Origin of the sequence: Escherichia sp. MOD1-EC4550 (genome assembly GCF_963876935.1) — a bacterium.
Taxonomy (GTDB): domain Bacteria; phylum Pseudomonadota; class Gammaproteobacteria; order Enterobacterales; family Enterobacteriaceae; genus Escherichia; species Escherichia coli_F.
In genome coordinates, this window is sequence record NZ_CAWNSE010000045.1 from 49699 (window position 1) to 76499 (window position 26801).

At 44.7% G+C, this 26801-nt stretch carries 22 protein-coding genes and 1 pseudogene; 15 read left to right on the top strand and 8 right to left on the bottom strand.

The genetic code is table 11. The features are described from left to right. Nucleotides 1-22 precede the first annotated feature (22 nt). The 3 genes from recF to dnaA are packed head-to-tail and all read right to left on the bottom strand — an operon-like array spanning nt 23 to nt 3601. Nucleotides 23-1096 carry a DNA replication/repair protein RecF gene (gene recF / locus AACU19_RS20405; RefSeq protein WP_000060098.1) on the bottom strand — a complete coding sequence of 358 codons (1074 nt, stop codon included), beginning with the start codon at nt 1094-1096 and terminating at the stop codon, nt 23-25. Beyond that, nucleotides 1096-2196: a DNA polymerase III subunit beta gene (gene dnaN / locus AACU19_RS20410; RefSeq protein WP_000673464.1), complete on the bottom strand. Its 1101-nt coding sequence runs from the start codon at nt 2194-2196 to the stop codon at nt 1096-1098. The genes recF and dnaN overlap by 1 nt, the downstream gene beginning before the upstream one ends. 4 nt (nt 2197-2200) lie before the next feature. Then, nucleotides 2201-3601 carry a chromosomal replication initiator protein DnaA gene (dnaA, locus tag AACU19_RS20415; RefSeq protein ID WP_105278455.1) on the bottom strand — a complete coding sequence of 467 codons (1401 nt, stop codon included), beginning with the start codon at nt 3599-3601 and terminating at the stop codon, nt 2201-2203. 296 nt (nt 3602-3897) lie between these two features. On the opposite strand from dnaA, the gene AACU19_RS20420 reads away from it, so the two are divergent. From AACU19_RS20420 to mnmE, 6 genes are all read left to right on the top strand, one after another. Further along, nucleotides 3898-3978: a hypothetical protein gene (locus tag AACU19_RS20420; RefSeq protein ID WP_122134670.1), complete on the top strand. Its 81-nt coding sequence runs from the start codon at nt 3898-3900 to the stop codon at nt 3976-3978. Between the two features lie 229 nt (nt 3979-4207). After that, nucleotides 4208-4348 (top strand): 50S ribosomal protein L34, encoded by a 141-nt coding sequence (rpmH, locus tag AACU19_RS20425; RefSeq protein ID WP_000831330.1) that lies wholly within the window; start codon nt 4208-4210, stop codon nt 4346-4348. A 16-nt stretch (nt 4349-4364) separates the two neighbouring features. Further along, nucleotides 4365-4724 (top strand): ribonuclease P protein component, encoded by a 360-nt coding sequence (rnpA, locus tag AACU19_RS20430; protein ID WP_000239730.1) that lies wholly within the window; start codon nt 4365-4367, stop codon nt 4722-4724. Next, nucleotides 4688-4945, top strand: a complete 258-nt coding sequence (gene yidD, locus AACU19_RS20435; protein ID WP_001307474.1) for a membrane protein insertion efficiency factor YidD — start codon at nt 4688-4690, stop codon at nt 4943-4945. The genes rnpA and yidD overlap by 37 nt, the downstream gene beginning before the upstream one ends. A gap of 2 nt (nt 4946-4947) precedes the next feature. Then, the gene (gene yidC / locus AACU19_RS20440) at nt 4948-6594 is read left to right on the top strand and encodes a membrane protein insertase YidC (RefSeq protein ID WP_000378258.1); all 1647 of its coding nucleotides are present in this window, start codon (nt 4948-4950) and stop codon (nt 6592-6594) included. 105 nt (nt 6595-6699) lie between these two features. Then, nucleotides 6700-8064, top strand: a complete 1365-nt coding sequence (gene mnmE, locus AACU19_RS20445; RefSeq protein ID WP_001282361.1) for a tRNA uridine-5-carboxymethylaminomethyl(34) synthesis GTPase MnmE — start codon at nt 6700-6702, stop codon at nt 8062-8064. Between the two features lie 147 nt (nt 8065-8211). On the opposite strand, the gene AACU19_RS20450 is transcribed toward mnmE, so the two are convergent. After that, a complete protein-coding gene (locus AACU19_RS20450) occupies nt 8212-10383 on the bottom strand; it encodes a ShET2/EspL2 family type III secretion system effector toxin (protein ID WP_105278456.1) in 2172 nt (723 codons plus the stop codon). Nucleotides 10384-10783: 400 nt separating this feature from the next. Here AACU19_RS20450 and tnaC point away from each other — a divergent pair, with 400 nt between their 5' ends. The 7 genes from tnaC (at nt 10784) to yieF (ending at nt 17569) form a co-directional block, all read left to right on the top strand. Then, complete coding sequence (gene tnaC / locus AACU19_RS20455) at nt 10784-10858, top strand: tryptophanase leader peptide (protein WP_001364348.1); 75 nt, start codon at nt 10784-10786, stop codon at nt 10856-10858. A 220-nt stretch (nt 10859-11078) separates the two neighbouring features. Further along, on the top strand, nt 11079-12494 hold the full coding sequence (tnaA, locus tag AACU19_RS20460) for a tryptophanase (RefSeq protein WP_001295247.1): 1416 nt from the start codon (nt 11079-11081) through the stop codon (nt 12492-12494). Nucleotides 12495-12585: 91 nt separating this feature from the next. Further along, nucleotides 12586-13833, top strand: a complete 1248-nt coding sequence (gene tnaB, locus AACU19_RS20465) for a low affinity tryptophan permease TnaB (RefSeq protein WP_000131914.1) — start codon at nt 12586-12588, stop codon at nt 13831-13833. Between the two features lie 132 nt (nt 13834-13965). After that, nucleotides 13966-15141 carry a multidrug efflux MFS transporter MdtL gene (gene mdtL, locus AACU19_RS20470; protein ID WP_000086006.1) on the top strand — a complete coding sequence of 392 codons (1176 nt, stop codon included), beginning with the start codon at nt 13966-13968 and terminating at the stop codon, nt 15139-15141. Next, nucleotides 15116-16075 (top strand): HTH-type transcriptional regulator YidZ, encoded by a 960-nt coding sequence (yidZ, locus tag AACU19_RS20475; protein ID WP_039020322.1) that lies wholly within the window; start codon nt 15116-15118, stop codon nt 16073-16075. The genes mdtL and yidZ overlap by 26 nt, the downstream gene beginning before the upstream one ends. A 156-nt stretch (nt 16076-16231) precedes the next feature. Further along, nucleotides 16232-16981 (top strand): 4'-phosphopantetheinyl transferase family protein, encoded by a 750-nt coding sequence (locus AACU19_RS20480; RefSeq protein ID WP_105278457.1) that lies wholly within the window; start codon nt 16232-16234, stop codon nt 16979-16981. A gap of 21 nt (nt 16982-17002) precedes the next feature. Beyond that, nucleotides 17003-17569 (top strand): class I chromate reductase YieF, encoded by a 567-nt coding sequence (gene yieF / locus AACU19_RS20485; protein WP_105278458.1) that lies wholly within the window; start codon nt 17003-17005, stop codon nt 17567-17569. Nucleotides 17570-17625: 56 nt separating this feature from the next. Here yieF and adeP read toward each other — a convergent pair whose 3' ends face one another. Continuing rightward, entirely contained in the window at nt 17626-18963 is a 1338-nt protein-coding gene (gene adeP / locus AACU19_RS20490) for an adenine permease AdeP (RefSeq protein WP_001355069.1), read from the bottom strand. 166 nt (nt 18964-19129) lie between these two features. Here adeP and yieH point away from each other — a divergent pair, with 166 nt between their 5' ends. Continuing rightward, entirely contained in the window at nt 19130-19795 is a 666-nt protein-coding gene (gene yieH / locus AACU19_RS20495) for a 6-phosphogluconate phosphatase (RefSeq protein WP_032185525.1), read from the top strand. A 136-nt stretch (nt 19796-19931) separates the two neighbouring features. Here the strand turns inward: yieH and AACU19_RS20500 are convergent, their stop codons facing one another. Beyond that, a complete protein-coding gene (locus AACU19_RS20500) occupies nt 19932-22337 on the bottom strand; it encodes a type III effector (RefSeq protein WP_105278459.1) in 2406 nt (801 codons plus the stop codon). Nucleotides 22338-22634: 297 nt separating this feature from the next. On the opposite strand from AACU19_RS20500, the gene AACU19_RS20505 reads away from it, so the two are divergent. After that, entirely contained in the window at nt 22635-23822 is a 1188-nt protein-coding gene (locus AACU19_RS20505) for a pentapeptide repeat-containing protein (protein ID WP_105272122.1), read from the top strand. 469 nt (nt 23823-24291) lie between these two features. On the opposite strand, the gene AACU19_RS20515 is transcribed toward AACU19_RS20505, so the two are convergent. Together AACU19_RS20515 and AACU19_RS20520 are read right to left on the bottom strand one after the other, a co-directional pair. Next, on the bottom strand, nt 24292-26676 hold the full coding sequence (locus tag AACU19_RS20515; protein WP_157945112.1) for a type III effector protein: 2385 nt from the start codon (nt 26674-26676) through the stop codon (nt 24292-24294). Further along, nucleotides 26643-26790, bottom strand: a pseudogene (locus tag AACU19_RS20520) (hypothetical protein). Before AACU19_RS20520 ends, AACU19_RS20515 begins: the two are co-directional and overlap by 34 nt. Between the last annotated feature and the right edge of the window lie 11 nt (nt 26791-26801).

Below are 26801 nucleotides of genomic sequence, written 5' to 3' on the forward strand. Positions count from 1 at the left end.
TTCTCGCTCATTTATTCTTGGGTTAATCCGTTATTTTACCCTTTTCCACGGTAAACATCTTCGAATTTTCGTCCGACATGTCTATTACGTGTTCAGCACTGATCGCGCTGACAAAGACCTGTGATTGCGTCGCTTTTAAGCGGCTGGCAAGCAGTCCGCGACGCTCATCATCAAGCTCAGAGGCAAAATCATCTATCAGGTAGAGACACCGCCGCCCGCTTTCACGGGTGAGGAACTCTCCTTGCGCCAGACGTAAGGCGCACATCAACAGCTTAAGCTGCCCACGCGATAAGGTATCTTCCACCGGCGCACCGTCGGCGCGAATGCGTAAGTCCGCTTTATGCGGACCGTGCGCGGTGTAGGTTAACTGGCGATCGCGTTCAAAATTACGTTCCAGCACCTCAGCATATTCTGTCTCTTTCTCCCAGCCGCGCTGAAAAGAGAAAGTCAGAGTAAACTCCGGGAGAAATTGCTTACAGGTATCGGCCATATCAGCGGCGATACCGGCGCTGTACTCCGCGCGCCAGGTACTGATTTGTTCTGCCAGCGGGATCAGTTCTTTGTCCCACGGGCGTAGCTGTTCATAACGAGTCACCTGGCGCAGTGCCGCATTGCGCTGCTTGAGTAATCGCTTGAGATTGCTCCAGGCGGTGAAAAATCCGGGTTCGTTGTGAAAGCATCCCCAGTCGAGGAAAGCTCTTCTGTATTTGGGGCCGCCGTTGAGTAAAGTAAACCCTTCTGGCGTTATCAGTTGCATCGGCATCAGGTGCGCCAGCTCGGCGACCTTATGCCCGTCAGTACCGTCGATGCGGACTTTGCTGTCGCCCTGTTTATCTTTGGTTAGGCCAATCGCCGTCTCGCGCTCTTCGCCCTGTAAACGCCCATGGAGAATAAACGCCTCCTGCTCGTGGCGAATAACACGGCCAATCTGCAAACTGCGAAACGCCCGACCGTGGCCGAGCGTATAGATGGCTTCCAGCACGCTGGTTTTGCCACTGCCGTTGGCACCTACCAGAAAGTTAAAGCCGGGAGATAAAGCGAGATCCGCGGTTTCAATGTTGCGGAAATCGCGGATCAACAAGCGGGTGAGGGACATTACAGTCTCATTGGCATGACAACATAGGCAGCCGACTGTGATGCGGCATCTTCAATCTGCACACTGGAAACCGAATCGGTCAGCATCATGCGCACGTTTTCGCATTTCAGCGCGTTCAGAACATCCAGCACATAGCTGACGTTGAAGCCAATTTCCATCTCCGCACCGCTATAGGTAACGTCGAGGATCTCTTCCGCTTCTTCCTGTTCCGGGTTATTGGCGGTGATTTTCAGCTGATTTTCGCTGACATACAGACGCACGCCGCGGAATTTCTCGTTGGAGAGGATCGCTGCACGGGCAAACGCCTGCTTGAGCAGATCGCAGCCTGCTTCCAGATGTTTGTCCGGATTCTTCGGCAGAACACGGCGGTAATCCGGGAAGCGACCATCCACCAGTTTGGAGGTGAAGATAAAGTCGCCAACGTGGGCGCGAATGTTGTTGCTGCCAATCTGCACGCGCAGCGGATTGTCGCCGCCGTCGAGCATACGCATCAGTTCAATCACGCCTTTACGCGGCACGATCACCGAATGGCTTGGCAAAGACTGACCAATTGGCATTGAACAGACCGCCAGACGGTGACCGTCGGTCGCCACGGTACGCAGTTCTTCACCTTCAGTTTCGAACAGCATACCGTTTAAGTAATAGCGAACATCCTGATGCGCCATCGAAAACTGAGTCGCTTCAATCAGACGCTTCATCGTCGCCTGCGGCAGGGTAAATTCGACTTCGCTCTGCCAGTCATCGAGGTTCGGGAAATCTGCTGCTGGCAGGGTGGAAAGCGAAAAACGGCTACGCCCGGAACGCACCAGCATCCGCTCACCTTCCAGTTGCACGGCAATTTCCGCGCCTTCAGGCAGACCACGGCAGATATCAAAGAATTTGCGCGCCGGAACGGTCGTCGCCCCTGGTTCGTGCGGCTGAACCAGCGCAACACGTGCCACCATTTCCATCTCGAGATCGGTACCGGTCAGCGACAACGTACCGTCAGCAACCTGTAACAGCAGATTACCGAGAATCGGTAGCGTAGGACGACCACCTAACGGACCGCTCACCTGTTGTAGCGGTTTTAATAAATGCTCACGTTCTACGGTAAATTTCATAGGTTTACGATGACAATGTTCTGATTAAATTTGAAAAATCTTCTTTGATATCGTGGCTCTCTTCACGCAACTGCTCGATCTTCCGGCAAGCATGAAGCACCGTTGTGTGGTCACGACCACCAAACGCATCGCCAATCTCCGGCAGACTGTGGTTAGTCAACTCTTTCGCCAGCGCCATCGCCATCTGGCGCGGACGCGCCACCGAGCGGGATCGACGCTTGGAAAGGAGATCCGCAACTTTGATCTTGTAGTACTCTGCCACCGTCTTCTGAATATTGTCGATGGTGACCAGTTTTTCCTGCAATGCCAGCAAGTCGCGCAGCGCCTCACGCACGAAGTCGATGGTGATCGCCCGTCCGGTAAAGTTGGCGTTAGCAATGACGCGGTTCAACGCCCCTTCCAGCTCACGTACGTTAGAGCGTAGACGCTTGGCGATAAAGAACGCCACTTCGCCCGGCAAACGAATGTCGTTTTCGTCGGCCTTTTTCATCAGGATCGCCACGCGGGTTTCTAACTCTGGCGGTTCGATCGCCACAGTCAGTCCCCAACCGAAGCGGGATTTCAGACGATCCTCAACGCCGTTGATCTCTTTCGGATAGCGATCCGAGGTGAGAATGATCTGCTGGTTACCTTCCAACAGGGCGTTAAAGGTGTGGAAAAACTCTTCCTGAGATCGTTCTTTATTAGCAAAAAACTGAATATCGTCGATCAGCAGTGCATCTACGGAACGGTAGTAGCGTTTAAACTCTTCGATCGCGTTGTTTTGCAGGGCTTTAACCATGTCCTGAACAAAGCGCTCGGAGTGCATATAAACCACTTTGGCATTCGGCTTACGCGCCATAATGCCGTTACCCACCGCATGCAGCAGGTGAGTTTTACCCAGACCCGTGCCGCCATAAAGGAACAACGGGTTATAGGCACCGCCAGGGTTATCAGCCACCTGACGAGCCGCCGCGCGCGCCAGTTGGTTAGATTTACCTTCAACGAAGTTATCAAACGTGTGTTTGACGTTTACGTTAGAACGATAGGTCGGTTCTGCCGGAGCCGGGACGTTATCCCAACCGGAACGCGCAGAAGGCGCAACACGTTGCGGCTGCACCTGAGCTGCCTGAGCAGGTGCAACTGTATTGCTGGCTGCAGCTTTCAGTGTTTGTGTTACGGGCTTTGTGCCCACTTCAAAACGCAGCTGTGGGGCATCCGCTCCGCAGAAACTGGTTAGCAGTCCATTGATATTATTAAGGTACTTGTCCCGTACCCAATCGAGGACAAAACGGTTTGGCGCGTACAGGGCCAGCGTGTTATCGCTCAGTTCCGCCTGCAATGGGCGTATCCACATACTGAATTCTGTGGCTGGTAACTCATCCTGCAATCGGGCAAGACACTGCTGCCAAAGCGAAAGTGACACGGCGGACTCCACTCGAACAAAAGTCGATAATGACTAAGGCTGAAACATTCATGATTGTTGACGTACGTCGAAAAGACCCTGCTTGAGGGTGACGCACGAACCGCTGTCTGCGGTTATATGCCCGATCAAGATCCTGCTAAACGATCGGGACCGCGGATCATAGCCTAAACTGCGCAAGAGATCTTCTGTTTCTCACAGATTTTCCCGATTTATCCACAGGATGATCCAGAACTCGCTAAGTGTAAACGATCCTGCCGCGTCGTGGGCACGATTTACGCCGCATATTGGAAAATTTAATGACCATAGACAAAAATTGGCTTAATCGATCTAATAAAGATCCAGGACGATCCTTGCGCTTTACCCGTCAGCCCGTATAATCCTCCACCCGGCGCGCCATGCTGGTTTTCACTGGTGTGAGGCCGTACGTTTTCCCTGCGAAAAGGTGCGGAAAAGCGCGGTAAATAAGGAAAGAGAATTGACTCCGGAGTGTACAATTATTACAATCCGGCCTCTTTAATCACCCATGGCTTCGGTGTCCATCGTTTCATTTTTCGGCGGATATCCAATAAAGCCATTGAATTTATTCAAGTTTAGGTAGAAATCGCCATGAAACGCACTTTTCAACCGTCTGTACTGAAGCGCAACCGTTCTCACGGCTTCCGTGCTCGTATGGCTACTAAAAATGGTCGTCAGGTTCTGGCACGTCGTCGTGCTAAAGGCCGCGCTCGTCTGACCGTTTCTAAGTAATAAAGCTAACCCCTGAGTGGTTAAGCTCGCATTTCCCAGGGAGTTACGCTTGTTAACTCCCAGTCAATTCACATTCGTCTTCCAGCAGCCACAACGGGCTGGCACGCCGCAAATTACCATTCTCGGCCGCCTGAATTCGCTGGGGCATCCCCGTATCGGTCTTACAGTCGCCAAGAAAAACGTTCGACGCGCCCATGAACGCAATCGGATTAAACGTCTGACGCGTGAAAGCTTCCGTCTGCGCCAACATGAACTCCCGGCTATGGATTTCGTGGTGGTGGCGAAAAAAGGGGTTGCCGACCTCGATAACCGTGCTCTCTCGGAAGCGTTGGAAAAATTATGGCGCCGCCACTGTCGCCTGGCTCGCGGGTCCTGATAGCCCTCATTCGGGTCTATCAACGCCTGATTAGTCCGCTACTCGGGCCGCATTGTCGTTTCACTCCAACCTGTTCAAGCTACGGAATTGAGGCATTGCGCAGGTTTGGAGTGATAAAAGGCAGTTGGTTGACGGTGAAACGCGTATTAAAATGCCACCCTTTACACCCTGGTGGTGACGATCCCGTCCCGCCCGGACCATTTGATACCAGAGAACACTAACGATGGATTCGCAACGCAATCTTTTAGTCATCGCTTTGCTGTTCGTGTCTTTCATGATCTGGCAAGCCTGGGAGCAGGATAAAAACCCGCAACCTCAGGCCCAACAGACCACGCAGACAACGACCACCGCAGCGGGTAGCGCCGCCGACCAGGGCGTACCGGCCAGTGGCCAGGGGAAACTGATCTCGGTTAAGACCGACGTGCTTGATCTGACCATCAACACCCGTGGTGGTGATGTTGAGCAAGCTCTGCTGCCTGCTTACCCGAAAGAGCTGAACTCTACCCAGCCGTTCCAGCTGCTGGAAACTTCACCGCAGTTTATTTATCAGGCACAGAGCGGTCTGACCGGTCGTGATGGCCCGGATAATCCGGCTAACGGCCCGCGTCCGCTGTATAACGTTGAAAAAGACGCTTATGTGCTGGCTGAAGGTCAAAATGAACTGCAGGTGCCGATGACGTATACCGACGCGGCAGGCAACACGTTTACCAAAACGTTTGTCCTGAAACGTGGTGATTACGCTGTCAACGTCAACTACAACGTGCAGAACGCTGGCGAGAAACCGCTGGAGATCTCCACCTTTGGTCAGTTGAAGCAATCCATTACACTGCCACCGCATCTCGACACCGGAAGCAGCAACTTCGCACTGCACACCTTCCGTGGCGCGGCGTACTCCACGCCTGACGAGAAGTACGAGAAATATAAGTTTGATACCATTGCCGATAACGAAAACCTGAACATCTCTTCGAAAGGTGGTTGGGTGGCGATGCTGCAACAGTATTTCGCGACTGCGTGGATCCCGCATAACGACGGTACCAACAACTTCTACACCGCTAATCTGGGTAACGGCATCGCCGCTATCGGCTATAAATCTCAGCCGGTACTGGTTCAGCCTGGTCAGACTGGCGCAATGAACAGCACCCTGTGGGTTGGCCCGGAAATCCAGGACAAAATGGCAGCAGTTGCTCCGCACCTGGATCTGACCGTTGATTACGGTTGGTTGTGGTTCATCTCTCAGCCGCTGTTCAAACTGCTGAAATGGATCCATAGCTTTGTGGGTAACTGGGGCTTCTCCATTATCATCATCACCTTTATCGTTCGTGGCATCATGTACCCGCTGACCAAAGCGCAGTACACCTCCATGGCGAAGATGCGTATGCTGCAGCCGAAGATTCAGGCGATGCGTGAGCGTCTGGGCGATGACAAACAGCGTATCAGCCAGGAAATGATGGCGTTGTACAAAGCTGAGAAGGTTAACCCGCTGGGCGGCTGCTTCCCGCTGCTGATCCAGATGCCAATCTTCCTGGCGTTGTACTACATGCTGATGGGTTCCGTTGAACTGCGTCAGGCACCGTTTGCACTGTGGATCCACGACCTGTCAGCACAGGACCCGTACTACATCCTGCCGATCCTGATGGGCGTAACGATGTTCTTCATTCAGAAGATGTCGCCGACCACTGTGACCGACCCGATGCAGCAGAAGATCATGACCTTTATGCCGGTCATCTTCACCGTGTTCTTCCTGTGGTTCCCGTCAGGTCTGGTGCTGTACTATATCGTCAGCAACCTGGTTACCATTATTCAGCAGCAGCTGATTTACCGTGGTCTGGAAAAACGTGGCCTGCATAGCCGCGAGAAGAAAAAATCCTGATTCGGTGAGTTTTCGCTAAAATAAGGGCGGTCAGTTGACCGCCTTTTTTCTTTTCGTAGGGCGGATAAGCACCGCGCATCCGCCACACAAAGCAACAGGAACATCATGAGCGATAATGACACTATCGTAGCCCAGGCCACGCCTCCGGGACGTGGCGGCGTTGGCATCCTGCGCATCTCCGGCCTCAAAGCCCGTGAGGTTGCCGAAACCGTGCTGGGTAAACTGCCTAAGCCGCGCTACGCCGATTATCTTCCGTTTAAAGACGCCGATGGCAGCGTGCTCGATCAGGGGATTGCGCTATGGTTCCCTGGCCCGAACTCGTTCACCGGCGAAGATGTGCTGGAACTGCAAGGTCATGGCGGTCCGGTGATCCTCGACCTGCTGTTAAAACGCATTCTGACTATTCCCGGCCTACGGATTGCCCGTCCAGGTGAGTTTTCCGAACGCGCATTTCTGAACGATAAACTCGATTTAGCCCAGGCCGAAGCGATTGCAGACCTTATCGACGCCAGCTCGGAACAGGCGGCGCGCTCAGCGCTAAACTCGCTACAAGGCGCGTTCTCCGCACGGGTTAACCATCTGGTGGAAGCCCTCACCCACTTGCGCATTTACGTCGAAGCGGCAATTGATTTCCCTGATGAAGAGATCGATTTCCTCTCCGACGGCAAAATTGAAGCCCAGCTCAATGACGTGATTGCCGATCTCGACGCAGTACGCGCCGAGGCTCGTCAGGGCAGCTTGTTGCGCGAAGGGATGAAAGTCGTCATTGCCGGGCGTCCAAACGCCGGTAAATCAAGCCTACTGAACGCGCTGGCGGGCCGTGAAGCGGCAATCGTGACTGATATCGCCGGAACCACGCGTGACGTACTGCGTGAGCATATCCACATTGACGGAATGCCGCTGCATATCATCGATACCGCCGGATTACGCGAAGCCAGTGACGAAGTGGAACGTATTGGTATCGAGCGCGCATGGCAGGAAATTGAACAGGCCGACCGTGTGCTGTTTATGGTTGATGGCACCACCACGGATGCCGTTGATCCAGCAGAGATCTGGCCGGAGTTTATCGCCCGTCTGCCAGCGAAACTGCCGATCACCGTGGTACGCAATAAAGCCGATATCACCGGCGAAACGTTGGGGATGAGCGAAGTGAACGGTCACGCGTTAATTCGTCTCTCTGCAAGGACTGGTGAAGGTGTGGACGTGCTGCGTAACCATCTCAAACAGAGCATGGGCTTTGACACCAACATGGAAGGCGGCTTCCTGGCGCGTCGTCGTCACCTACAGGCACTGGAACAGGCGGCAGAGCACCTGCAACAGGGTAAAGCGCAACTGTTAGGTGCCTGGGCGGGTGAACTGCTGGCGGAAGAGTTGCGCCTGGCGCAGCAGAACTTAAGCGAGATCACCGGGGAATTTACCTCAGACGACCTACTGGGGCGGATTTTCTCCAGCTTCTGTATTGGTAAGTGAGTCGTCTAAATTGATATAAAGGGCACTGTTCCGTTCTGGGGAAACTAACTATCAGAACGGAACAGCGCTTGTTTTTTATGAGCATCCTGCACCAAAACTGCATTTGCTACTGGCTGGAGCGACTTTAAACACCTTGCAGTCCTGTCTTTACAGAGAACGATATTGCTTTAACCTATTAAGCTCCTCTTGCGGAAAGTTAAATTCGTCTACTGCTTTCCAGAATAGTTCTTTAAGTACAGGATTGCCATTTGCCTGACTTATTACAGATTTACCTTCATTATTCTTTTCTTCCAGCTGCATCATCACATCTTTAAGGTAATTTTCATTTTCACCAACCACAATTTTGAATATTTTCAGCCAGAGTCCCATATGTATATCATCCCCGTTATTTACCACATGAGAGAATGGCTTGCCATCAAAGTCACGGGTAAACTGCTCCACAATTTCATCGAAAGTGAATCCGTGTTGCAACGCCAAGCGAATCGCCGCATTCAGATATACGTCAATGACCTGTTTACTCATTTTCTTAAAGCTTGCAATATGCAAAGAGCAGACGGCATTATTTCTGCTCAGCGACAGTAGTTCGCTCACCACATCTTTATCATTTTCATAATGGCTGGCTATCACATCAGCTGTCTCCATCCAGGCGGCAACAATCTCCGTATACCCTTTCACTATCGCAGAATATAAGCCTGATGCCTTCGTCCATTTGTCTGACTCCCCCGTCCATTTTTCTCTTGCAGCCATCAGTTTCAATATATCTTCTTTATTTATTTCATTTTTAAACATTTTGGCTTTTATATTGGCGAGCAATATATTAACAACATTATAATTATTGGTTTTAATAGCGCTATTTAAATCATAAGTTGAGCATATTTTTTTTCCTATATAAAGAAGTATTTCATTTTTATTTACCCCAAACTCTTTCTCAAAGTCATCTATCGCCAAGAACAATGCCTTGACACTTTCTTTTTTATTTTTTGATAACGCTACAGAAATCGCGCTCACACCACGGTTATCTTTCGCAAGGAGTAGAGTTTCCAGGTCTTCCCGGCTAAAGTTAAATTTTCGGGCCAACTCTTTTAAATTTGTTATATATTCATTAATCTTATTAAGATTATCGTGTTGCAGTGACATATATAACCCATATGTTCCCCCTGGTCCTTTAGCAGCAAGAATCTCAAGAACCTTTGATACTGTCATTTCTTGGGAATTTCTTAACTTATCGAAAAAAAGAACAATATTTTCATACGTCCCCATTTGCATTAATAGATATAATGCTGATGGTGATAATGGTGGTTGCAATTCATTTTCTATACCACTTAATAAATGGGCCTGCTCTCGAGGGAGATAAGGAATTATGCCTACACACTCGGAGCAAATCTCTGTTTTTACCCATTTTATATTCGCCAACTCAATATTTATAAATGATTGTAATGACCCAAAAGAATCACAGTTTTTTGCTTTATAGCGTACTGCAGTATTGGTTGCATTAGGATCATAAAAGGATACAACATATTCAGTTTCTCCGGCAGGCGTTTGTTTTATCCTCAAGCGGACGGCCATAGCGTGTTTTTGAGATTTAACGATTGCCGCCATATGCGTTAACTTCTCTTTTTCCATTCTGTGAAAGAAGACAGATAATATCTCCCCGAACTTGTCACTAGCAACGACGCATGTACCTGGTGGTGGATTGTTTATTAGATTATCAAATTGCTGATCAAGCTCGTATGGAAAATGTTGCTGTATCCCTTCTGGAGTTGAATAGCATTCCTTCAATGGAACTTTACCTGTATTTTCATTCATTGAATCTATACAATACTGCAGAGAAATATGCCTGCACACGACTAAATCTTCTGGTTTTTCATTAAAATAAACCTTACAGTTATAATCTACAATATCATATTTACTATTAGCTTTTTTCTGCTCTTTAGTAAAACTCTCATCATCTGCGTTCGTATGAGAGCGAATAAAAATATCTTTGAGGGATGTTGTAAGCGCAGGCGGTACAAAAATCTGTGTAGCATACTTTCCTTCAGCATCCCCCACAGTTACAATCATACTTTCAGGGTCTTGCTCAGATGTGGAGACAATAATAATAAGTCCACCACCGATAAAAACCCATGGTTCAATCTCACTGCTATTATTAACAAAATCACTTAATGAACCCGCTTTTTCAAGTGAATAAACTGAAGGATTTTTAAGATACGACACTATATCGTCAACGATTAATTGAGTTTTATTTTTTCCTCCATCCAAATCAGGTATGAAAGAAGAAGATTGTACACATACTCTGCTAACAGTTACGTTATCAACCATTTTCTTTCTCCTCATTCATATGAAAGTTGTAGTAATAATAAGGTTACTATTTAAATATCAACTATCAAATTTCGCTCATTTATAGAGTTATTCGTCTTTTTACGTCATTTCCCTATAAGGTCATCGACCTGGTAATGAGGTGAGTAAACCGCGACACGTCAACGTGGGAAAAAACTCCTTGTAATGGTATCCCTATAATCAATGCCATCACCTTCAACAATAATGATAAAAATTAAAAAATTATCCACCCACGGATTTATGTTAATATTCCGTATGCGCCAGCTCCCACAAACACAGCCAATAACTAATTGTGATTCGATTCACATTTAAACAATTTCAGCATAGACAAATTTCTTGAGTATTATACTGTAGCCTCGTGTCTTTCGAGGATAAGTGCATTATGAATATCTTACATATATGTGTGACCTCAAAATGGTTCAATATTGACAACAAGATTGTCGATCACCGCCCTTGATTTGCCCTTCTGTAACCATCACCAAAGCCAAACCGATTAGATTCAATGTGATCTATTTGTTTGCTATATCTTAATTTTGCCTTTTGCAAAGGCCATCTCTCGTTTATTTACTTGTTTTAGTAAATGATGGTGCTTGAATATATATCTGGCGAATTAATGGATATTGCAAATGTAATATTCACAGGGATCACTGTAATTAAAATAAATGAAGGATTATGTAATGGAAAACTTTAAACATCTCCCTGAACCGTTCCGCATTCGTGTTATTGAGCCAGTAAAACGTACCACTCGCGCTTATCGTGAAGAGGCAATTATTAAATCCGGTATGAACCCGTTCTTGCTGGATAGCGAAGATGTGTTTATCGATTTACTGACCGACAGCGGCACCGGGGCGGTGACGCAGAGTATGCAGGCCGCGATGATGCGCGGCGACGAAGCTTACAGTGGCAGCCGCAGCTACTATGCGTTAGCCGAGTCAGTGAAAAATATCTTTGGTTATCAATACACCATTCCGACTCACCAGGGCCGTGGTGCAGAACAAATCTATATTCCGGTACTGATTAAAAAACGCGAGCAGGAAAAAGGCCTGGATCGCAGCAAAATGGTGGCGTTCTCTAACTATTTCTTTGATACCACTCAGGGCCATAGCCAGATTAACGGCTGTACCGTGCGTAACGTCTATATCAAAGAAGCCTTCGATACTGGCGTGCGTTACGACTTTAAAGGCAACTTTGACCTTGAGGGATTAGAACGCGGTATTGAAGAAGTTGGCCCGAATAACGTGCCGTATATCGTTGCAACCATCACCAGTAACTCCGCAGGTGGTCAGCCGGTTTCACTGGCAAACTTAAAAGCGATGTACAGCATCGCGAAGAAATACGATATTCCGGTGGTCATGGACTCCGCACGCTTTGCCGAAAACGCCTATTTCATCAAGCAGCGTGAAGCAGAATACAAAGACTGGACCATCGAGCAGATCACCCGCGAAACCTACAAATATGCCGATATGCTGGCGATGTCCGCCAAGAAAGATGCAATGGTGCCGATGGGCGGCTTGCTGTGCATGAAAGACGACAGCTTCTTTGATGTGTATACCGAATGCAGAACCCTTTGCGTGGTACAGGAAGGCTTCCCGACATATGGCGGCCTGGAAGGCGGTGCGATGGAGCGTCTGGCGGTAGGTCTGTATGACGGCATGAATCTGGACTGGCTGGCTTATCGTATCGCGCAGGTACAGTATCTGGTCGATGGTCTGGAAGAGATTGGCGTTGTCTGCCAGCAGGCGGGCGGTCACGCGGCATTCGTTGATGCAGGTAAACTGTTGCCGCATATCCCGGCAGATCAGTTCCCGGCACAGGCGCTGGCCTGCGAGCTGTATAAAGTCGCCGGTATCCGTGCGGTAGAAATTGGCTCTTTCCTGTTAGGTCGCGATCCGAAAACCGGTAAACAACTGCCATGCCCGGCTGAACTGCTGCGTTTAACCATTCCGCGCGCAACATATACTCAAACACATATGGACTTCATTATTGAAGCCTTCAAACATGTGAAAGAGAACGCGGCGAATATTAAAGGTTTAACCTTTACCTATGAGCCAAAAGTATTGCGTCACTTCACCGCAAAACTGAAAGAAGTTTAATTAATACATTCAGAGTGGCTATAAGGATGTTAGCCACTCTAACTCCCTACATCTTCAATAACAAAAATAGCCTTCCTCTAAAGGTGGCATCATGACTGATCAAGCTGAAAAAAAGCACTCTGCATTTTGGGGTGTTATGGTTATAGCAGGTACAGTAATCGGTGGAGGTATGTTTGCTTTACCTGTTGATCTTGCCGGTGCCTGGTTTTTCTGGGGTGCCTTTATCCTTATCATTGCCTGGTTTTCGATGCTTCATTCCGGGTTATTATTATTAGAAGCAAATTTAAATTATCCCGTCGGCTCCAGTTTTAACACCATCACCAAAGATTTAATCGGTAACACCTGGAACATTATCAGCGGTATTACCGTTGCCTTCGTTCTCTATATCCTCACTTATGCCTATATCTCTGCTAATGGTGCGATCATTAGTGAAACGATATCAATGAATTTGGGTTATCACGCTAATCCACGTATTGTCGGGATCTGCACAGCCATTTTCGTTGCCAGCGTATTGTGGATAAGCTCGTTAGCCGCCAGCCGTATTACCTCGTTGTTCCTCGGGCTGAAAATTATCTCCTTTGTGATCGTGTTTGGTTCTTTCTTCTTCCAGGTCGATTACTCCATTCTGCGCGATGCCACCAGCACCACTGCGGGAACGTCTTATTTCCCGTATATCTTTATGGCTTTGCCGGTGTGTCTGGCGTCATTTGGTTTCCACGGCAATATTCCCAGCCTGATTATTTGCTATGGCAAACGCAAAGATAAGCTAATCAAAAGTGTGGTTTTTGGTTCGCTGCTGGCGCTGGTGATTTATCTCTTCTGGCTCTATTGCACGATGGGGAATATTCCGCGAGAAAGCTTTAAGGCGATTATCTCCTCAGGCGGCAACGTTGATTCGCTGGTGAAATCGTTCCTCGGCACCAAACAGCACGGCATTATCGAGTTTTGCCTGCTGGTGTTCTCTAACTTAGCTGTCGCCAGTTCGTTCTTTGGTGTCACACTGGGGTTGTTCGATTATCTGGCGGATCTGTTTAAGATTGATAACTCCCACGGCGGGCGTTTCAAAACCGTGCTGTTAACCTTCCTGCCACCCGCGTTGTTATATCTCGTCTTCCCGAACGGCTTTATTTACGGGATCGGCGGTGCCGGACTATGCGCCACCATCTGGGCAGTCATTATCCCCGCGGTGCTGGCAATCAAAGCTCGCAAGAAGTTTCCCAACCAGATGTTCACGGTCTGGGGCGGCAATCTTATTCCGGCGATTGTCATTCTCTTTGGTATAACCGTAATTTTATGCTGGTTCGGTAACGTCTTTAATGTGTTACCTAAATTTGGCTAATCCGTTTAAGAAGCCAGCGAAATAGCTGGCTTCTTGCCTGTCAGGAAATCACTTATGTCCAAATGGCAACTCGCCTGATTCTGCTTCACCACGTATGCTTTGCGTCACCTTACTATCAGGACGCTTTAGCCCATGTCCCGCTTTTTGATTTGTAGTTTTGCCCTGGTTTTACTTTATCCCGCAGGGATTGATATGTACCTCGTTGGTTTACCGCGCATCGCCGCCGATCTCAATGCCAGCGAAGCGCAGTTGCATATTGCGTTCTCCGTTTATCTGGCAGGTATGGCGGCAGCGATGTTATTTGCCGGTAAAGTGGCCGATCGTTCAGGGAGAAAGCCTGTCGCCATACCCGGCGCGGCGCTATTTATTATTGCCTCGGTGTTTTGTTCACTGGCTGAAACCAGCACGTTATTTCTTGCAGGACGATTTCTACAGGGGCTGGGCGCAGGCTGTTGTTACGTGGTGGCGTTCGCCATTTTACGTGACACACTGGACGATCGACGTCGGGCAAAAGTGCTGTCGTTACTCAACGGTATTACCTGCATCATTCCGGTGTTAGCGCCAGTGCTCGGACACCTGATTATGCTTAAATTCCCGTGGCAGAGTCTGTTCTGGACGATGGCAACGATGGGCATCGCAGTACTGATGTTGTCTTTGTTTATTTTAAAAGAAACGCGCCCTGCCGCCCCCGCAGCTTCTGACAAACCACGAGAAAATAGCGAGTCGCTGCTTAACCGGTTTTTCCTCAGCCGTGTTGTTATCACCACCCTCAGCGTTTCGGTGATCCTCACCTTCGTGAATACGTCGCCGGTATTGCTGATGGAAATCATGGGCTTTGAGCGCGGAGAATACGCCACCATAATGGCGTTGACCGCAGGGGTCAGCATGACCGTTTCATTCTCCACGCCATTTGCACTGGGGATCTTTAAGCCACGTACGTTGATGATCACCTCACAGGTGTTATTTCTGGCGGCAGGTATCACTCTTGCCGTTTCACCTTCCCATGCGGTTTCTCTGTTTGGTATCACGCTGATTTGCGCCGGTTTCTCGGTAGGTTTTGGCGTAGCGATGAGTCAGGCGTTAGGGCCGTTTTCATTACGCGCGGGCGTAGCCAGCTCGACCTTAGGTATTGCGCAAGTTTGCGGTTCGTCACTGTGGATTTGGCTGGCAGCGGTGGTTGGTATCGGCGCATGGAATATGCTGATCGGGATTCTGATTGCCTGTAGCATAGTGAGCCTGTTGCTGATTATGTTCGTCGCGCCTGGACGCCCCGTTGCCGCTCATGAAGAAATCCATCACCACGCTTGATCTCAATTTACTGCTCTGCCTGCAACTGCTGATGCAGGAACGCAGCGTGACCAAAGCGGCTAAGCGGATGAACGTGACGCCTTCGGCGGTGAGTAAGTCTCTGGCAAAACTTAGAATGTGGTTTGATGACCCGCTCTTTGTGAACTCACCGCTGGGCCTGTCACCCACACCGCTAATGGTCAGCATGGAGCAAAATCTGGCGGAGTGGATGCAAATGAGCAATTTGCTGCTGGATAAACCACACCACGAAACGCCGCGCGGTCTTAAGTTTGAACTGGCGGCGGAATCGCCGCTGATGATGATTATGCTTAATGCGCTATCGAAACGGATCTACCAACGATACCCGCAGGCGACCATCAAATTGCGCAACTGGGATTATGATTCACTGGATGCGATTACCCGTGGCGAAGTGGATATTGGTTTTTCCGGTCGCGAAAGTCATCCCCGTTCGCGGGAGCTGTTAAGCTCGCTGCCATTAGCCATTGATTATGAAGTACTGTTTAGTGATGTGCCCTGCGTCTGGTTGCGCCAGGATCATCCAGCACTGCATGAAGCGTGGGATCTGGATACCTTTTTACGTTACCCACATATCAGCATTTGCTGGGAACAGAGCGATACCTGGGCGCTGGACAATGTGTTACAGGAGCTGGGGCGCGAACGCACGATTGCTATGAGTTTGCCGGAATTCGAGCAGTCACTGTTTATGGCAGCGCAGCCCGACAATCTGCTACTGGCGACCGCACCACGCTACTGTCAGTACTACAATCAACTCCACCAACTGCCGTTGGTTGCTCTACCTCTCCCGTTTGACGAAAGCCAGCAAAAAAAGTTGGAAGTCCCTTTTACCCTACTGTGGCATAAACGGAACAGCCATAATCCGAAAATCGTCTGGTTACGGGAAACCATTAAAAATCTTTACGCGTCGATGGCATAACCGAATCGTATGAAACGCGACCCTATTTCACAATAAAATGTAAAAAAGTTGTAATAAACTTATCTGAATCGAACTTTTAGCCGCTTTAGTCTGTCCATCATTCCAGTAAATGATTACTCTTGTATTCATAATGGACCATTAAGCATGGAGCGAAAAATGGCGACTCACTTTGCCCGAGGGATTTTAACGGAAGGACATCTGATTTCTGTTCGTCTCTCCTCCCAGTGTCATCAAGAAGCCCGAAATATTCCCCCTCATCGTCAAAGCCGTTTCCTGGCGTCCAGAGGTTTACTCGCAGAACTGATGTTCATGCTGTATGGCATCGGCGAATTACCGGAAATCGTCACCCTGCCGAAAGGAAAACCGGTTTTCAGTGATAAAAATTTGCCCTCGTTTTCTATTTCCTATGCCGGGAATATGGTTGGCGTGGCGTTAACAACCGAAGGTGAATGTGGCCTCGATATGGAACTGCAGCGTGCGACTCGCGGGTTTCATAGCCCACACGCGCCCGATAACCACACCTTTTCCAGCAATGAATCGCTATGGATCAGTAAACAAAACGATCCTAACGAAGCGCGGGCGCAGCTCATCACGCTGCGCCGAAGCGTGCTAAAACTAACCGGTGATGTTTTGAATGACGATCCGCGCGATCTGCAGCTGCTGCCCATTGCCGGACGCCTGAAATGTGCTCATGTAAATCATGTAGAAGCGTTATGCGACGCGGAGGACGTGCTGGTGTGGTCCGTGGCGGTCACGCCCACAATTGAAAAGCTCAGTGTCTGGGAGTTAGATGGCAAACGCGGCTGGAAAAGCCTGCCGGATATTCACAGCCGCGCCAACAATCCTACCAGCAGGATGATGCGTTTTGCCCAACTCTCTACCATGAAGTCTTTTTCGCCAAATTGATAGACAACCACAGGAGTCATCATGTCTGAAAAATTGAAGGTGGTTACGTTACTGGGAAGCCTGCGCAAAGGCTCATTTAATGGCATGGTTGCACGTACCCTGCCGAAAATTGCTCCTGCTAGCATGGAAATCAATGCATTACCTTCCATTGCCGACATTCCCCTGTATGACGCTGATGTACAGCAGGAAGAAGGTTTTCCCGCAACGGTAGAAGCTATGGCGGAGCAGATCCGTCAGGCTGACGGTGTGGTGATCGTCACGCCGGAATATAACTACTCGGTACCGGGCGGGCTGAAAAATGCCATCGACTGGCTTTCCCGCCTGCCGGATCAACCTCTGGCTGGTAAACCGGTGTTGATTCAGACCAGCTCAATGGGCGTGATTGGCGGCGCGCGCTGTCAGTATCATCTGCGCCAGATTCTGGTTTTTCTCGATGCAATGGTGATGAACAAGCCGGAATTTATGGGCGGCGTGATTCAGAACAAAGTTGATCCGCAAACCGGAGAAGTGATTGATCAGGGAACGCTGGATCACCTGACCGGACAATTGACCGCATTTAGCGAGTTTATTCAAAGGGTAAAACGCTAAATAAAAAAACCCGCCTGCGGTAGCGCGTGGCGGGTTTTTTTAACGAACTATCGGTTTTAGTGAGCGTCGATAAATACAATCTTCAGGATAAACAGCAGCGCCACCACAACCACACACGGGCTAAGATCACGCAGACGTCCGGTACCGATTTTCATCACGCAGTAGGAGATAAAGCCCAGTGCGATACCTTCGGTAATCGAGAAGCTGAACGGCATCATCACGGCGGTAATAAACGCTGGAACGGATTCGGTAAGATCCTGCCAATTCACGCGAGCAAGACTTGAGGTCATCAGCACACCAACGTAGATCAACGCGCCAGCTGCGGCATATCCCGGCACCATTCCCGCCAGCGGCGACAGGAAGATAACCAGCAGGAACAGCAGACCAACAACCACTGCCGTCAGACCGGTGCGACCACCAACAGAAACGCCGGAAGAGGACTCAATATACGCCGTAACAGAAGAAGTACCGATAAACGAACCTGTCACGGAAGAGATACTGTCGACATACAGTGCCTGCTTCATGCGCGGGAATTTACCTTTCTCATCCGCCAGACCTGCTTTATCAGTCACGCCAATCAGCGTACCGGAGGAGTCAAACAGGTTGACCAGCATGAAAGAGAAAATCACCCCTGCCAAACCGAGATTAAACGAACCGGCTAAATCGACATGACCCACTACTGTCATTACGCTCGGTGGCGCAGACACGATGCCGTTGTAGTGCACATCACCCAGCATCCAGCCCAGCAGCGTCGTCACCACAATAGAAACCAGCACCGCCGCGTGAATATTGCGCGAGGCCAGAATAGCGATGATGAAGAAGCCGAGGATACCCAGCAGCACGCTGTGAGAAGTCAGGTTACCGATGCTCACCAGCGTTTCGGGATTCGCGACAATCACGCCCGCGTTTTTCAGCCCCATCATGCCAATGAACAGGCCGATACCGCTGGTGATGCCCACACGCAGACTTACCGGAATATTAGCAATCATCCAGTAGCGAATGCGGAAAACTGTCAGTAACAATAGACCCATCGCGCCCCAGAAGATTGCGCCCATCCCGACCTGCCACGGCAAGCCCATCGCCTGTACAACCACAAAAGCGAAGAATGCGTTCAGGCCCATTGCTGGTGCCAGTGCAACTGGCAGATTAGCAAACAGTCCCATCAGAATGCTGCCAAATGCAGCAATCAGACAAGTGGTGACGAAGACGGCGCTGGTGTCCATGCCAGCAACGCCAAGAATTTGCGGGTTAACAAAAACGATGTAAACCATCGTCAGGAAGGTGGTAAAACCGGCGATCACTTCGGTCCGTGCCGTCGTGCCATGTTCGCGCAGTTTAAACACGCGTTCCAGCATCCCCTGGCCAGAAGCCTGGGTTGTGTGTTGTTGACTCATTATCTATTTCCGAACAAGGAGGGAAAATCCGTCGCTATCGTATACCAAAATGAGACAATATGGACGGCTGAAGTTAACTTTTTTTCATTGTATTTGCTTATACGGCAACGATTGCGTTGTGCAAATTTGCATGACGAAAACGTTAAACTAATGATAAAGGAAAGACATGTCCCAGATAGAAGCGGTATTTTTCGACTGCGATGGTACGCTGGTCGATAGCGAGGTCATTTGCTCTCGCGCCTATGTCACGATGTTCAGGGAATTTGGCATTAACGTTGACCTGGAAGAGATTTTTACCCGTTTTAAAGGCGTAAAACTCTATGAAATCATCGATATCATCAGTAAAGAGCAGGGCGTGACGATGGTCCAGGCCGATGCAGAGCACGTTTACCGCGCAGAAGTCACCCGCCTGTTTGATAGCGAACTAGAGGTCATCACGGGAGCGAACGAATTGCTGGCGAGCGTTAACGTGCCGATGTGCGTGGTTTCTAATGGCCCGGTGAGCAAAATGCAGCATTCGCTTGGTAAGCTCAATATGCTGCACTACTTCCCGGAAAAACTGTTCAGTGGTTACGACATTCAGCGTTGGAAGCCTGACCCGGCATTAATGTTCCATGCGGCAAAAGCGATGAATGTGAACGTTGAAAACTGCATTCTGGTCGATGACTCCAGCGCCGGTGCGCAGTCAGGGATAGATGCCGGTATGGAAGTGTTTTACTTCTGCGCTGACCCGCACAATAAGCCGATCGTTCACCCGAAAGTCACCACCTTTACCGAGCTGGCGCAACTGCCTGCGCTCTGGAAGGCTCGCGGCTGGGATATAGCGCGTTAATTGCTCCGAACTTTAACGCTTACACATCAGTCACGCTGGTTTGAGATAAAGACTACCAAGTGTCTGATGAGTAAGCGTATGTTTCCCTTTCAAAAATTTATGTCGTTATTCGTCCAGTCAATCACTCTCTGCTTAGCTAAGCCTGGGTTATATTTTTCACAATATCGGGATATTTATCGAACCATGTAATAATATTCAAGATTATTTCACTGAGTTTTTTATACTTTTTATATTTTTTCTCCCGACTATAATTTTGAACAATATCCTGGTAAGTTCGTATTTCATCATCTATTTTATCAATATCAATCTTAAAGTTATTTAATTTTCTTTGTATATCATTACGCGTCAAATTATCTTTGTTTTCACTAACTAGTTGTGCTTTCTCTTTCACAATTTTATTATGATCATTTGTTAATTCGTTAATTTTTTGCAATATGTCCTCGTAACCCTCATTGGACTCTTTTACTACCTGATAATATTGGATTAAACTTTCCTTGTTAATTTTAAATATACCTGCTAGATTTTGAAAATCGAAAGCAAAATTATTGAGTGCTGAGTCGTAAAATTCTTTAAAAGATTTTATTTTTTCTAGTTGATTTTTTAGCGCTTTAATGTTGTCTATATCAACATCGTCAAATAGGGGGACAAGATCTTTAAATTTAAAATTTAAATTTCTATCAAATTGGTTATGAGACTCTTGCCTTTCTTTTCGGATAAATCCTTCTGAATATTTAGGATCTTCTTGTGCATTTGACTGAGAAATTATTTCTTTTATGACAGATTCAACAAAGTTAATTCTGTCACTTCCTATCATATTGTTAATGATATGTTGTGCCCTACCATGCATATCTTTGAAAATAAAAAAATTAACTTTTTCAATATCAAAAGAAAATTCCTCTTTAAACGATCCTTTTTCATTATAGAGTGCGGACAAAAACGACTGTAATTCTGCAAATGCTTTTTCATATATTAGCCGAGTATTTGGCAAGGATTTTCTAAGTTCCACTATGTCTTTATATAGAGCATCTGCCTGACTTATGAAATTTGGTATTTGTTCTTTACTTATAGCTCCGTCTATATTCATATAAATGTATTTTTTATCGGTAAGACTACCTTGTGAATAAATTGTAGCAGAATCGATAGAACAGCCTTCGAGTCTGTCCTCTCTGTAACAATAGCCCAGTTCCGCCCCGCGCAAACGACTATTTTTAAAGAAAACGTTATTATTCTCTGTATTTTCATTGCTATATGAAGAGTTAATACCTTTATTAATATTGTCTGCACATTTAATAAAATTATCATCTAACTTAAGAGTTCTCGATCTTCTTTCAATGCGTTCAGAAAAATACTCAATGGGGTTAAACATATATTTACCTGAACCAGCTTCACCAAGACCACTGTTTATTTTAATATAGTTCAAAGTACAATTATTAAATACTAGCCCATGATCCCTCCCCCTGATGTAATTATTATTAGACTTGTTGAATGAGTTTGCCAAAAATTTCATTCCAGGAGCTTCAAGTCCTGTGATATCACAGTTATAAAAATGACTCAGAAGTATACTCGATCCAGGACAACTACCTCCCTGAATTGTACAGTCTTGAACAAAAGACTGCATAAAGAGATAAGCCCCTAATTTTTCTTGGATATTGACGGGTTGTTTAACGGTGTAGACTTGAGACGTCTCACAACTATATTGTTTTATTTCGCATTTAGAAATAAAACAACCTTTAAACATACCTATTATTGATTTTTCATTTCCTGACTCTGCAGTTTTTTCATTAGGATCATAAAAATGTATGTTGTTGAACTTACAATCTTCGAAATAACAATTTTCAAAAACTGGGCCTTCAAGGGTCGGAGTTTCTATATTTCCTAAAAAAGTTACATTTTTAAAACTACAATATTTTAATGAATTTAATACATCTTTAGGCAACGAAGTTAAATTGATAGTTGTATCAAAAATAGGGATTTTATTTTTAATAAGCGTCGTAAGTTTTACAGCATTATCAGAAAACTTTAATCTCTTCATGGGAGAATTATCAAAATGTAAATCATCAAGATAGTTATCAAGAGTGAATCTTTCAGAAAAAACTTGATGCTTATCGGCCTCATTTACAGTCTCCCCCGTGTAGAGATTAAAAGATCTACACACAACCACTTCATTATTTTCATTTGTGGTAAAATCTGTAGTAGTACTAAATCGCCATTGTTCTTCTGTTTTGGCCAGAGATTTAATATTTTTGAACATCTCCGCTTTATTATCATTTTTTGTCACAAAATCGTAAATTAAGCTTTTAACTTGTTTAATATTTGATCCGGGAAAAAGATCGAGAATAAACTCCCACAGTGTACGTTTTTTAAATAATGCCCCATTACCATCCAGAATATTTTCAATATCCTTAAAATTTACATCGTATTTCTTATTATTAATATCTAAAGTAACCTTGTCAGAATATCCGTTATGCTTATGCTTCTCATTTTTCACCTCTGAAAAGGGATTAGCATTTATAAGAACATCTGATCTTAATTTAGCAACCATAAATCCTCCGATGTGCAATATTAGGGTGTTTAAAAATAACGACATCTAGATTGTTAATTAACACTACCGCTAGCCAGGTTAGCAACAAGTGTTACTTATATTACCAGTGAATACTGTAAAAAATAGCTCATTTCCCTCGATTTAATCCAGGGTGTTTACCCTGGATTCCCAATTTTTAGGCATAACGAACCATCCCTCAGGTAAACCGCAATATCCGAAAATGAGCGATTTTTTATAGCTGGTTATATTGTCAATGTTAGAATAAAGAGATTTTATTAAATTTTATCAAGGTGATTTATGGATAATCTTATTGGCACACCACCAAACCACGCAGTTCCCCATAAGTATATAGACATGGAGCAAATGGAATATTTATGTCATATCAATCGTTTTTCTAAAATACCTGACGATTTTTTGATAACTGGTCAGAGAGAGGACCTTTTTACATATAAATATATTTTAGATGGCTCATTTTCAAATTTACAGCATTTACTTCCCAAAGGACAACTACAGAAGATACAACAGAGATTAAGTTCTCTTATGCATAAAAATAAGTTCCATTGTTTTCATATTTTTTTATTAAAACTATGCTCAATTGAAAATATTCCAGTCCCAAATGCCGATTACGCTTTCTTTGATGACGAAATGCCATTGACATTAACTGATGAACAGATCGAAAATATTTCTTTTTTAAACGCATATCACAAAGAAAAGAAAGAAAACAACGACATTGTTACATTTGATTTCATGAGCGCTGATCACCACCATAATTTTAGCACAACCATAGCTTTAACAAATGATAGCTTCCATATATCTTCAATAAACAACCATAACTCACAGGTTATATTCGATGAAAACATCCATTTACATCCCTATGAATTACCAGAATCATCACAATGGTGTTATCAGTTAATAAAAAACATGATTTCTTTACATTGCAGATATAATAACAATTTCAAAATAAAAAAAACCTTTTGTTTTGATTTTAAAAATAAATCTTTTTGTAATGCCAGGTTGCAATATATAACGTTTATTGCATGTTTATTTTCACATGCAAACATGAAATATTCGACATTTCATGATGTTAACCTTGATATGTGTGAGATAAAGAATTGCAATTTTGACAATTCAGAGATGAATTTCATTTCGTGCGTCGGGACAAATTTTAGCGGTTCTACATTTAACAATGTAAAAACAACAACAGCGCAACTAATTAAGACACCAACAAAGTGGACGAATAATACTCTAAAATATTGGTTCTCCAGTTGTAATAAACGTAATATCATCTTCACTTTTAATACAATATCTGATAGAAATATGAAATTAAAAGGTATCAAGGATATATTACTGTCGTTGGTTGACCAAAAAGTCAATATTTATAGTGTAAGGCAAGAGCTTCTGGATTTTCTTAATAATGATTTATATAAAAATAATGGAGAGATTCTCTCTTATAAAGAATCAATAATGTTGTTTTGTGCTGTGTAGCCGAAAAATAGATGATTCAGATTAACTACCGCACTCTATGTTGTGTTTATATCCATGTCAGGTAACAGGTCATTTGTGAATCCTGACACCAGACTATGACTATCGCCCAGGGATAATCCACAACCGCTGGAAGTAGTCTCATTTCTGCAGGATAAAACCGTAGAGTGCGATTGCGATGAATAATAAATACAGGCTTATTATTCCAGTCTTTTTTATTGCGTTGGTTGTTTCAAATGGCTCGGTTAGTAAAATGCACCATTCGCTCGGAAAACTCAACATGTTGCACTCTTATACGCCGTCTGGAAAAGGCGTAGGAGTGGTATAACCATTTAATCGCCTCCCAACGTCAACGCTTACACATCAGCGACACTGGTTTAATTAAAGCATACCAAATTTCTGATGAGTAAGCGTCTTTTCGTATAACCTCATTGTCACAGGAACGACTTGATCCGTTTATTTATTCGCCATGTTATTCAGTATCAATTTTCTTAATAGCTTTCACCATATTTTCATTTTCTTTTAGCCAACTCCTGATATTTTGAACTACATCATTAAGTGTATTTTCTTGTTGATACTCTTTCTCCAATCTCTCTGTTTCATCCTTAAGATGTAGAATCTCTTTACTTATATTTGGTATTTTTCCATCTATCACCTTTATTATCCCCTTAATCTCATTAATTCTTTCCGCATCTTTTTTATCTTTATTGTCTTTATTATTTAAGTAAAAATCCTCTTTAATCAATTGATCCTTAGTATCGACTAAATCATTTCTTTCGACAATAAGTTTGGCATATTTGTCTTTTATATCGCCATAATTTTTCTTATTATAGTCATTATTTTTCTCAATTACCCACCGTAAGTATTGCTCAATGCCAGAGAATAAATCGACTTTATCATCTACATATTTTGATACTTTTCTATAATCCCTATAATTTATTTTCGTTCTTTCCTTAAATTCATTCAATGCTAAAAAAATCTTTTGCATTTTATCAAAACTATCATCTTTATGATTTTTATTATATTCTTTGTAAATATTTCGCAAATCATTAAAATCAAAGTGGAAGTGAAATGTTTTGCTGTTTGAAATAGCAGAACGATTTATTTTTAAATAGTTACGTTGATCGTAAGGTCTTTGCCAAAAGAATCCAGTATAGAGCTTATGCATGAAATTCACTTTATCAATATCTATTTCATTGGCTATATCTTTTTCTATATTGTACAAAACTTTTAATATAATATACTGGATAGCTTCACCATTAAGTTGATATTTTTTTCCTTCATCATCAAGATTGAAGCGCCCCAGCTTGACCAACAAAGATTGTAAATATAATAGTTCCTTTTGGTAATGACTTTCCGCATCCTTGCCATAATTATTAAATTCTTCTACCCATGAATTAATTTCCATTAAATTTTTCATGAAATCTGAAATGCCATTTTCAGCTATAGCTCCTTTCATGTCCATATAAACAGGAATTCTAATTTGGCTATTCGCAGCAAGATTACCACTTAACCAAGTGGTTAAATGATCAATAGCACAATCATCCAATTTAATTCCATTGATTGACTCGCCCAAACAAGTTTTAAGTAAATTGCAATTACTAAGTTTTAAATATTTATCTATATCATCAGCAACGTATTTATCATTTATATAACGACCGCCACTCATATTAGGGAAAAGATTAACGTAGATAAGGTTTGAAATGTGTTTATCCAGATTAAGTTTACCTCCATCCTTTTTGAAATACTCTCTGGGATCAAAATCCAGTAAATCTTTGCGAATTCCATTTCGCTTGTATGTCATATCAGAGGAGCTAAAATCACAATTATAAAAATGATTATCATATTTTAATTCACATTTATATTTGTGATAAAACGAAGTCCCTATGAAATCCATTTCAGCACCATTAAGCTTTGCTATTTTACAACATAACAAACTGCTTGCAATAACACTTGCATTTTTACACACTCCATCCTGAAGAGTACACTCATCTACAAATGACTGCATAAACAGATATGCACCAACTGGCTTACCCACATTGGGATCTTGATTTACAGAGTATATTTTTGATGTATCTATGTTAAAATTTTTTATTTCACATCGATACAGAAAACACTCTTTAAACACGCCGTAAATAGGTATTTCATTATTTGGTTTTACTCGATACCTGGAGCTAACAAGTGACACATTCTCAAAAATACAGTCCTCAAAAAAACAATTTCCAAATACTGAACCATTAAGATTTTCGTAAGATATAGCACCAGTGAATGTCACTTTTTTAAAGTTACAATATTTTAGAGATGCCAGGGCTTCTTTTTCCAGCGCAGATAAATCGATTGTGATATTTTCAAAGGGGATTTTATTTTTTAAATATACGCTAAGCTTTTCATTATCATTTGGGAACTGTATTTTCAGCATCCCTGATTGAAAAGCCTTCTGATCAAAATGAATATCATGCTTATAAATATCCAAGCTGAGTTCTTCAGAAAATAAAGAACGCATTGTGTTTTTTTCAGCATCATTATGATAATCTTGCGCATTAATATTTATATTAAATACTCTACTAACAATAATGTCTTTATTTTCATCTACAGTAAATTCTGTAGTCGTATTAAAGCGCCATTGTTGATCTTGATCGGCGAGAGATTTAACTCTATTAAACATCTCAACTTTATCATCAGTTTTCGTCACAAAATCTACAATGGCTTGTTTAGCCTCCTTAATATGAGACATGGGAAAAAGATCGAGTATAAACTCCCAAAGACTTCGTTTAAGAAAAGATTGACTATCACCAGCTAAAATATTTGTTATATCTTTATGAGTTACTGAATACTTACCCACATCATCAAGAGACAAACCAATTTTTCCTGAATATTTTTGCGTTCTATTTTTTTCATTCAGATTTTCATCTGGCATTTTAGTCAGAGTAGCAAATTTATCTGTAACTGTACTATATGATGATATAGCCATAATCATTTCTC

Excerpts from the sequence above, each read along its gene's own strand:
- AACU19_RS20505 (WP_105272122.1), top strand. The coding sequence starts at position 22,635 with ATGGATAATCTTATTGGCACACCACCAAACCACGCAGTTCCCCATAAG.
- recF (WP_000060098.1), bottom strand. The coding sequence starts at position 1,096 with ATGTCCCTCACCCGCTTGTTGATCCGCGATTTCCGCAACATTGAAACC.
- adeP (WP_001355069.1), bottom strand. The coding sequence starts at position 18,963 with ATGAGTCAACAACACACAACCCAGGCTTCTGGCCAGGGGATGCTGGAA.
- mdtL (WP_000086006.1), top strand. The coding sequence starts at position 13,966 with ATGTCCCGCTTTTTGATTTGTAGTTTTGCCCTGGTTTTACTTTATCCC.
- mnmE (WP_001282361.1), top strand. The coding sequence starts at position 6,700 with ATGAGCGATAATGACACTATCGTAGCCCAGGCCACGCCTCCGGGACGT.
- yidZ (WP_039020322.1), top strand. The coding sequence starts at position 15,116 with ATGAAGAAATCCATCACCACGCTTGATCTCAATTTACTGCTCTGCCTG.
- AACU19_RS20500 (WP_105278459.1), bottom strand. The coding sequence starts at position 22,337 with ATGGTTGCTAAATTAAGATCAGATGTTCTTATAAATGCTAATCCCTTT.
- yieH (WP_032185525.1), top strand. The coding sequence starts at position 19,130 with ATGTCCCAGATAGAAGCGGTATTTTTCGACTGCGATGGTACGCTGGTC.
- AACU19_RS20450 (WP_105278456.1), bottom strand. The coding sequence starts at position 10,383 with ATGGTTGATAACGTAACTGTTAGCAGAGTATGTGTACAATCTTCTTCT.
- yieF (WP_105278458.1), top strand. The coding sequence starts at position 17,003 with ATGTCTGAAAAATTGAAGGTGGTTACGTTACTGGGAAGCCTGCGCAAA.
- yidD (WP_001307474.1), top strand. The coding sequence starts at position 4,688 with ATGGCGCCGCCACTGTCGCCTGGCTCGCGGGTCCTGATAGCCCTCATT.
- AACU19_RS20420 (WP_122134670.1), top strand. The coding sequence starts at position 3,898 with ATGACCATAGACAAAAATTGGCTTAATCGATCTAATAAAGATCCAGGA.
- AACU19_RS20480 (WP_105278457.1), top strand. The coding sequence starts at position 16,232 with ATGGCGACTCACTTTGCCCGAGGGATTTTAACGGAAGGACATCTGATT.
- dnaN (WP_000673464.1), bottom strand. The coding sequence starts at position 2,196 with ATGAAATTTACCGTAGAACGTGAGCATTTATTAAAACCGCTACAACAG.
- tnaB (WP_000131914.1), top strand. The coding sequence starts at position 12,586 with ATGACTGATCAAGCTGAAAAAAAGCACTCTGCATTTTGGGGTGTTATG.
- tnaA (WP_001295247.1), top strand. The coding sequence starts at position 11,079 with ATGGAAAACTTTAAACATCTCCCTGAACCGTTCCGCATTCGTGTTATT.
- rpmH (WP_000831330.1), top strand. The coding sequence starts at position 4,208 with ATGAAACGCACTTTTCAACCGTCTGTACTGAAGCGCAACCGTTCTCAC.
- yidC (WP_000378258.1), top strand. The coding sequence starts at position 4,948 with ATGGATTCGCAACGCAATCTTTTAGTCATCGCTTTGCTGTTCGTGTCT.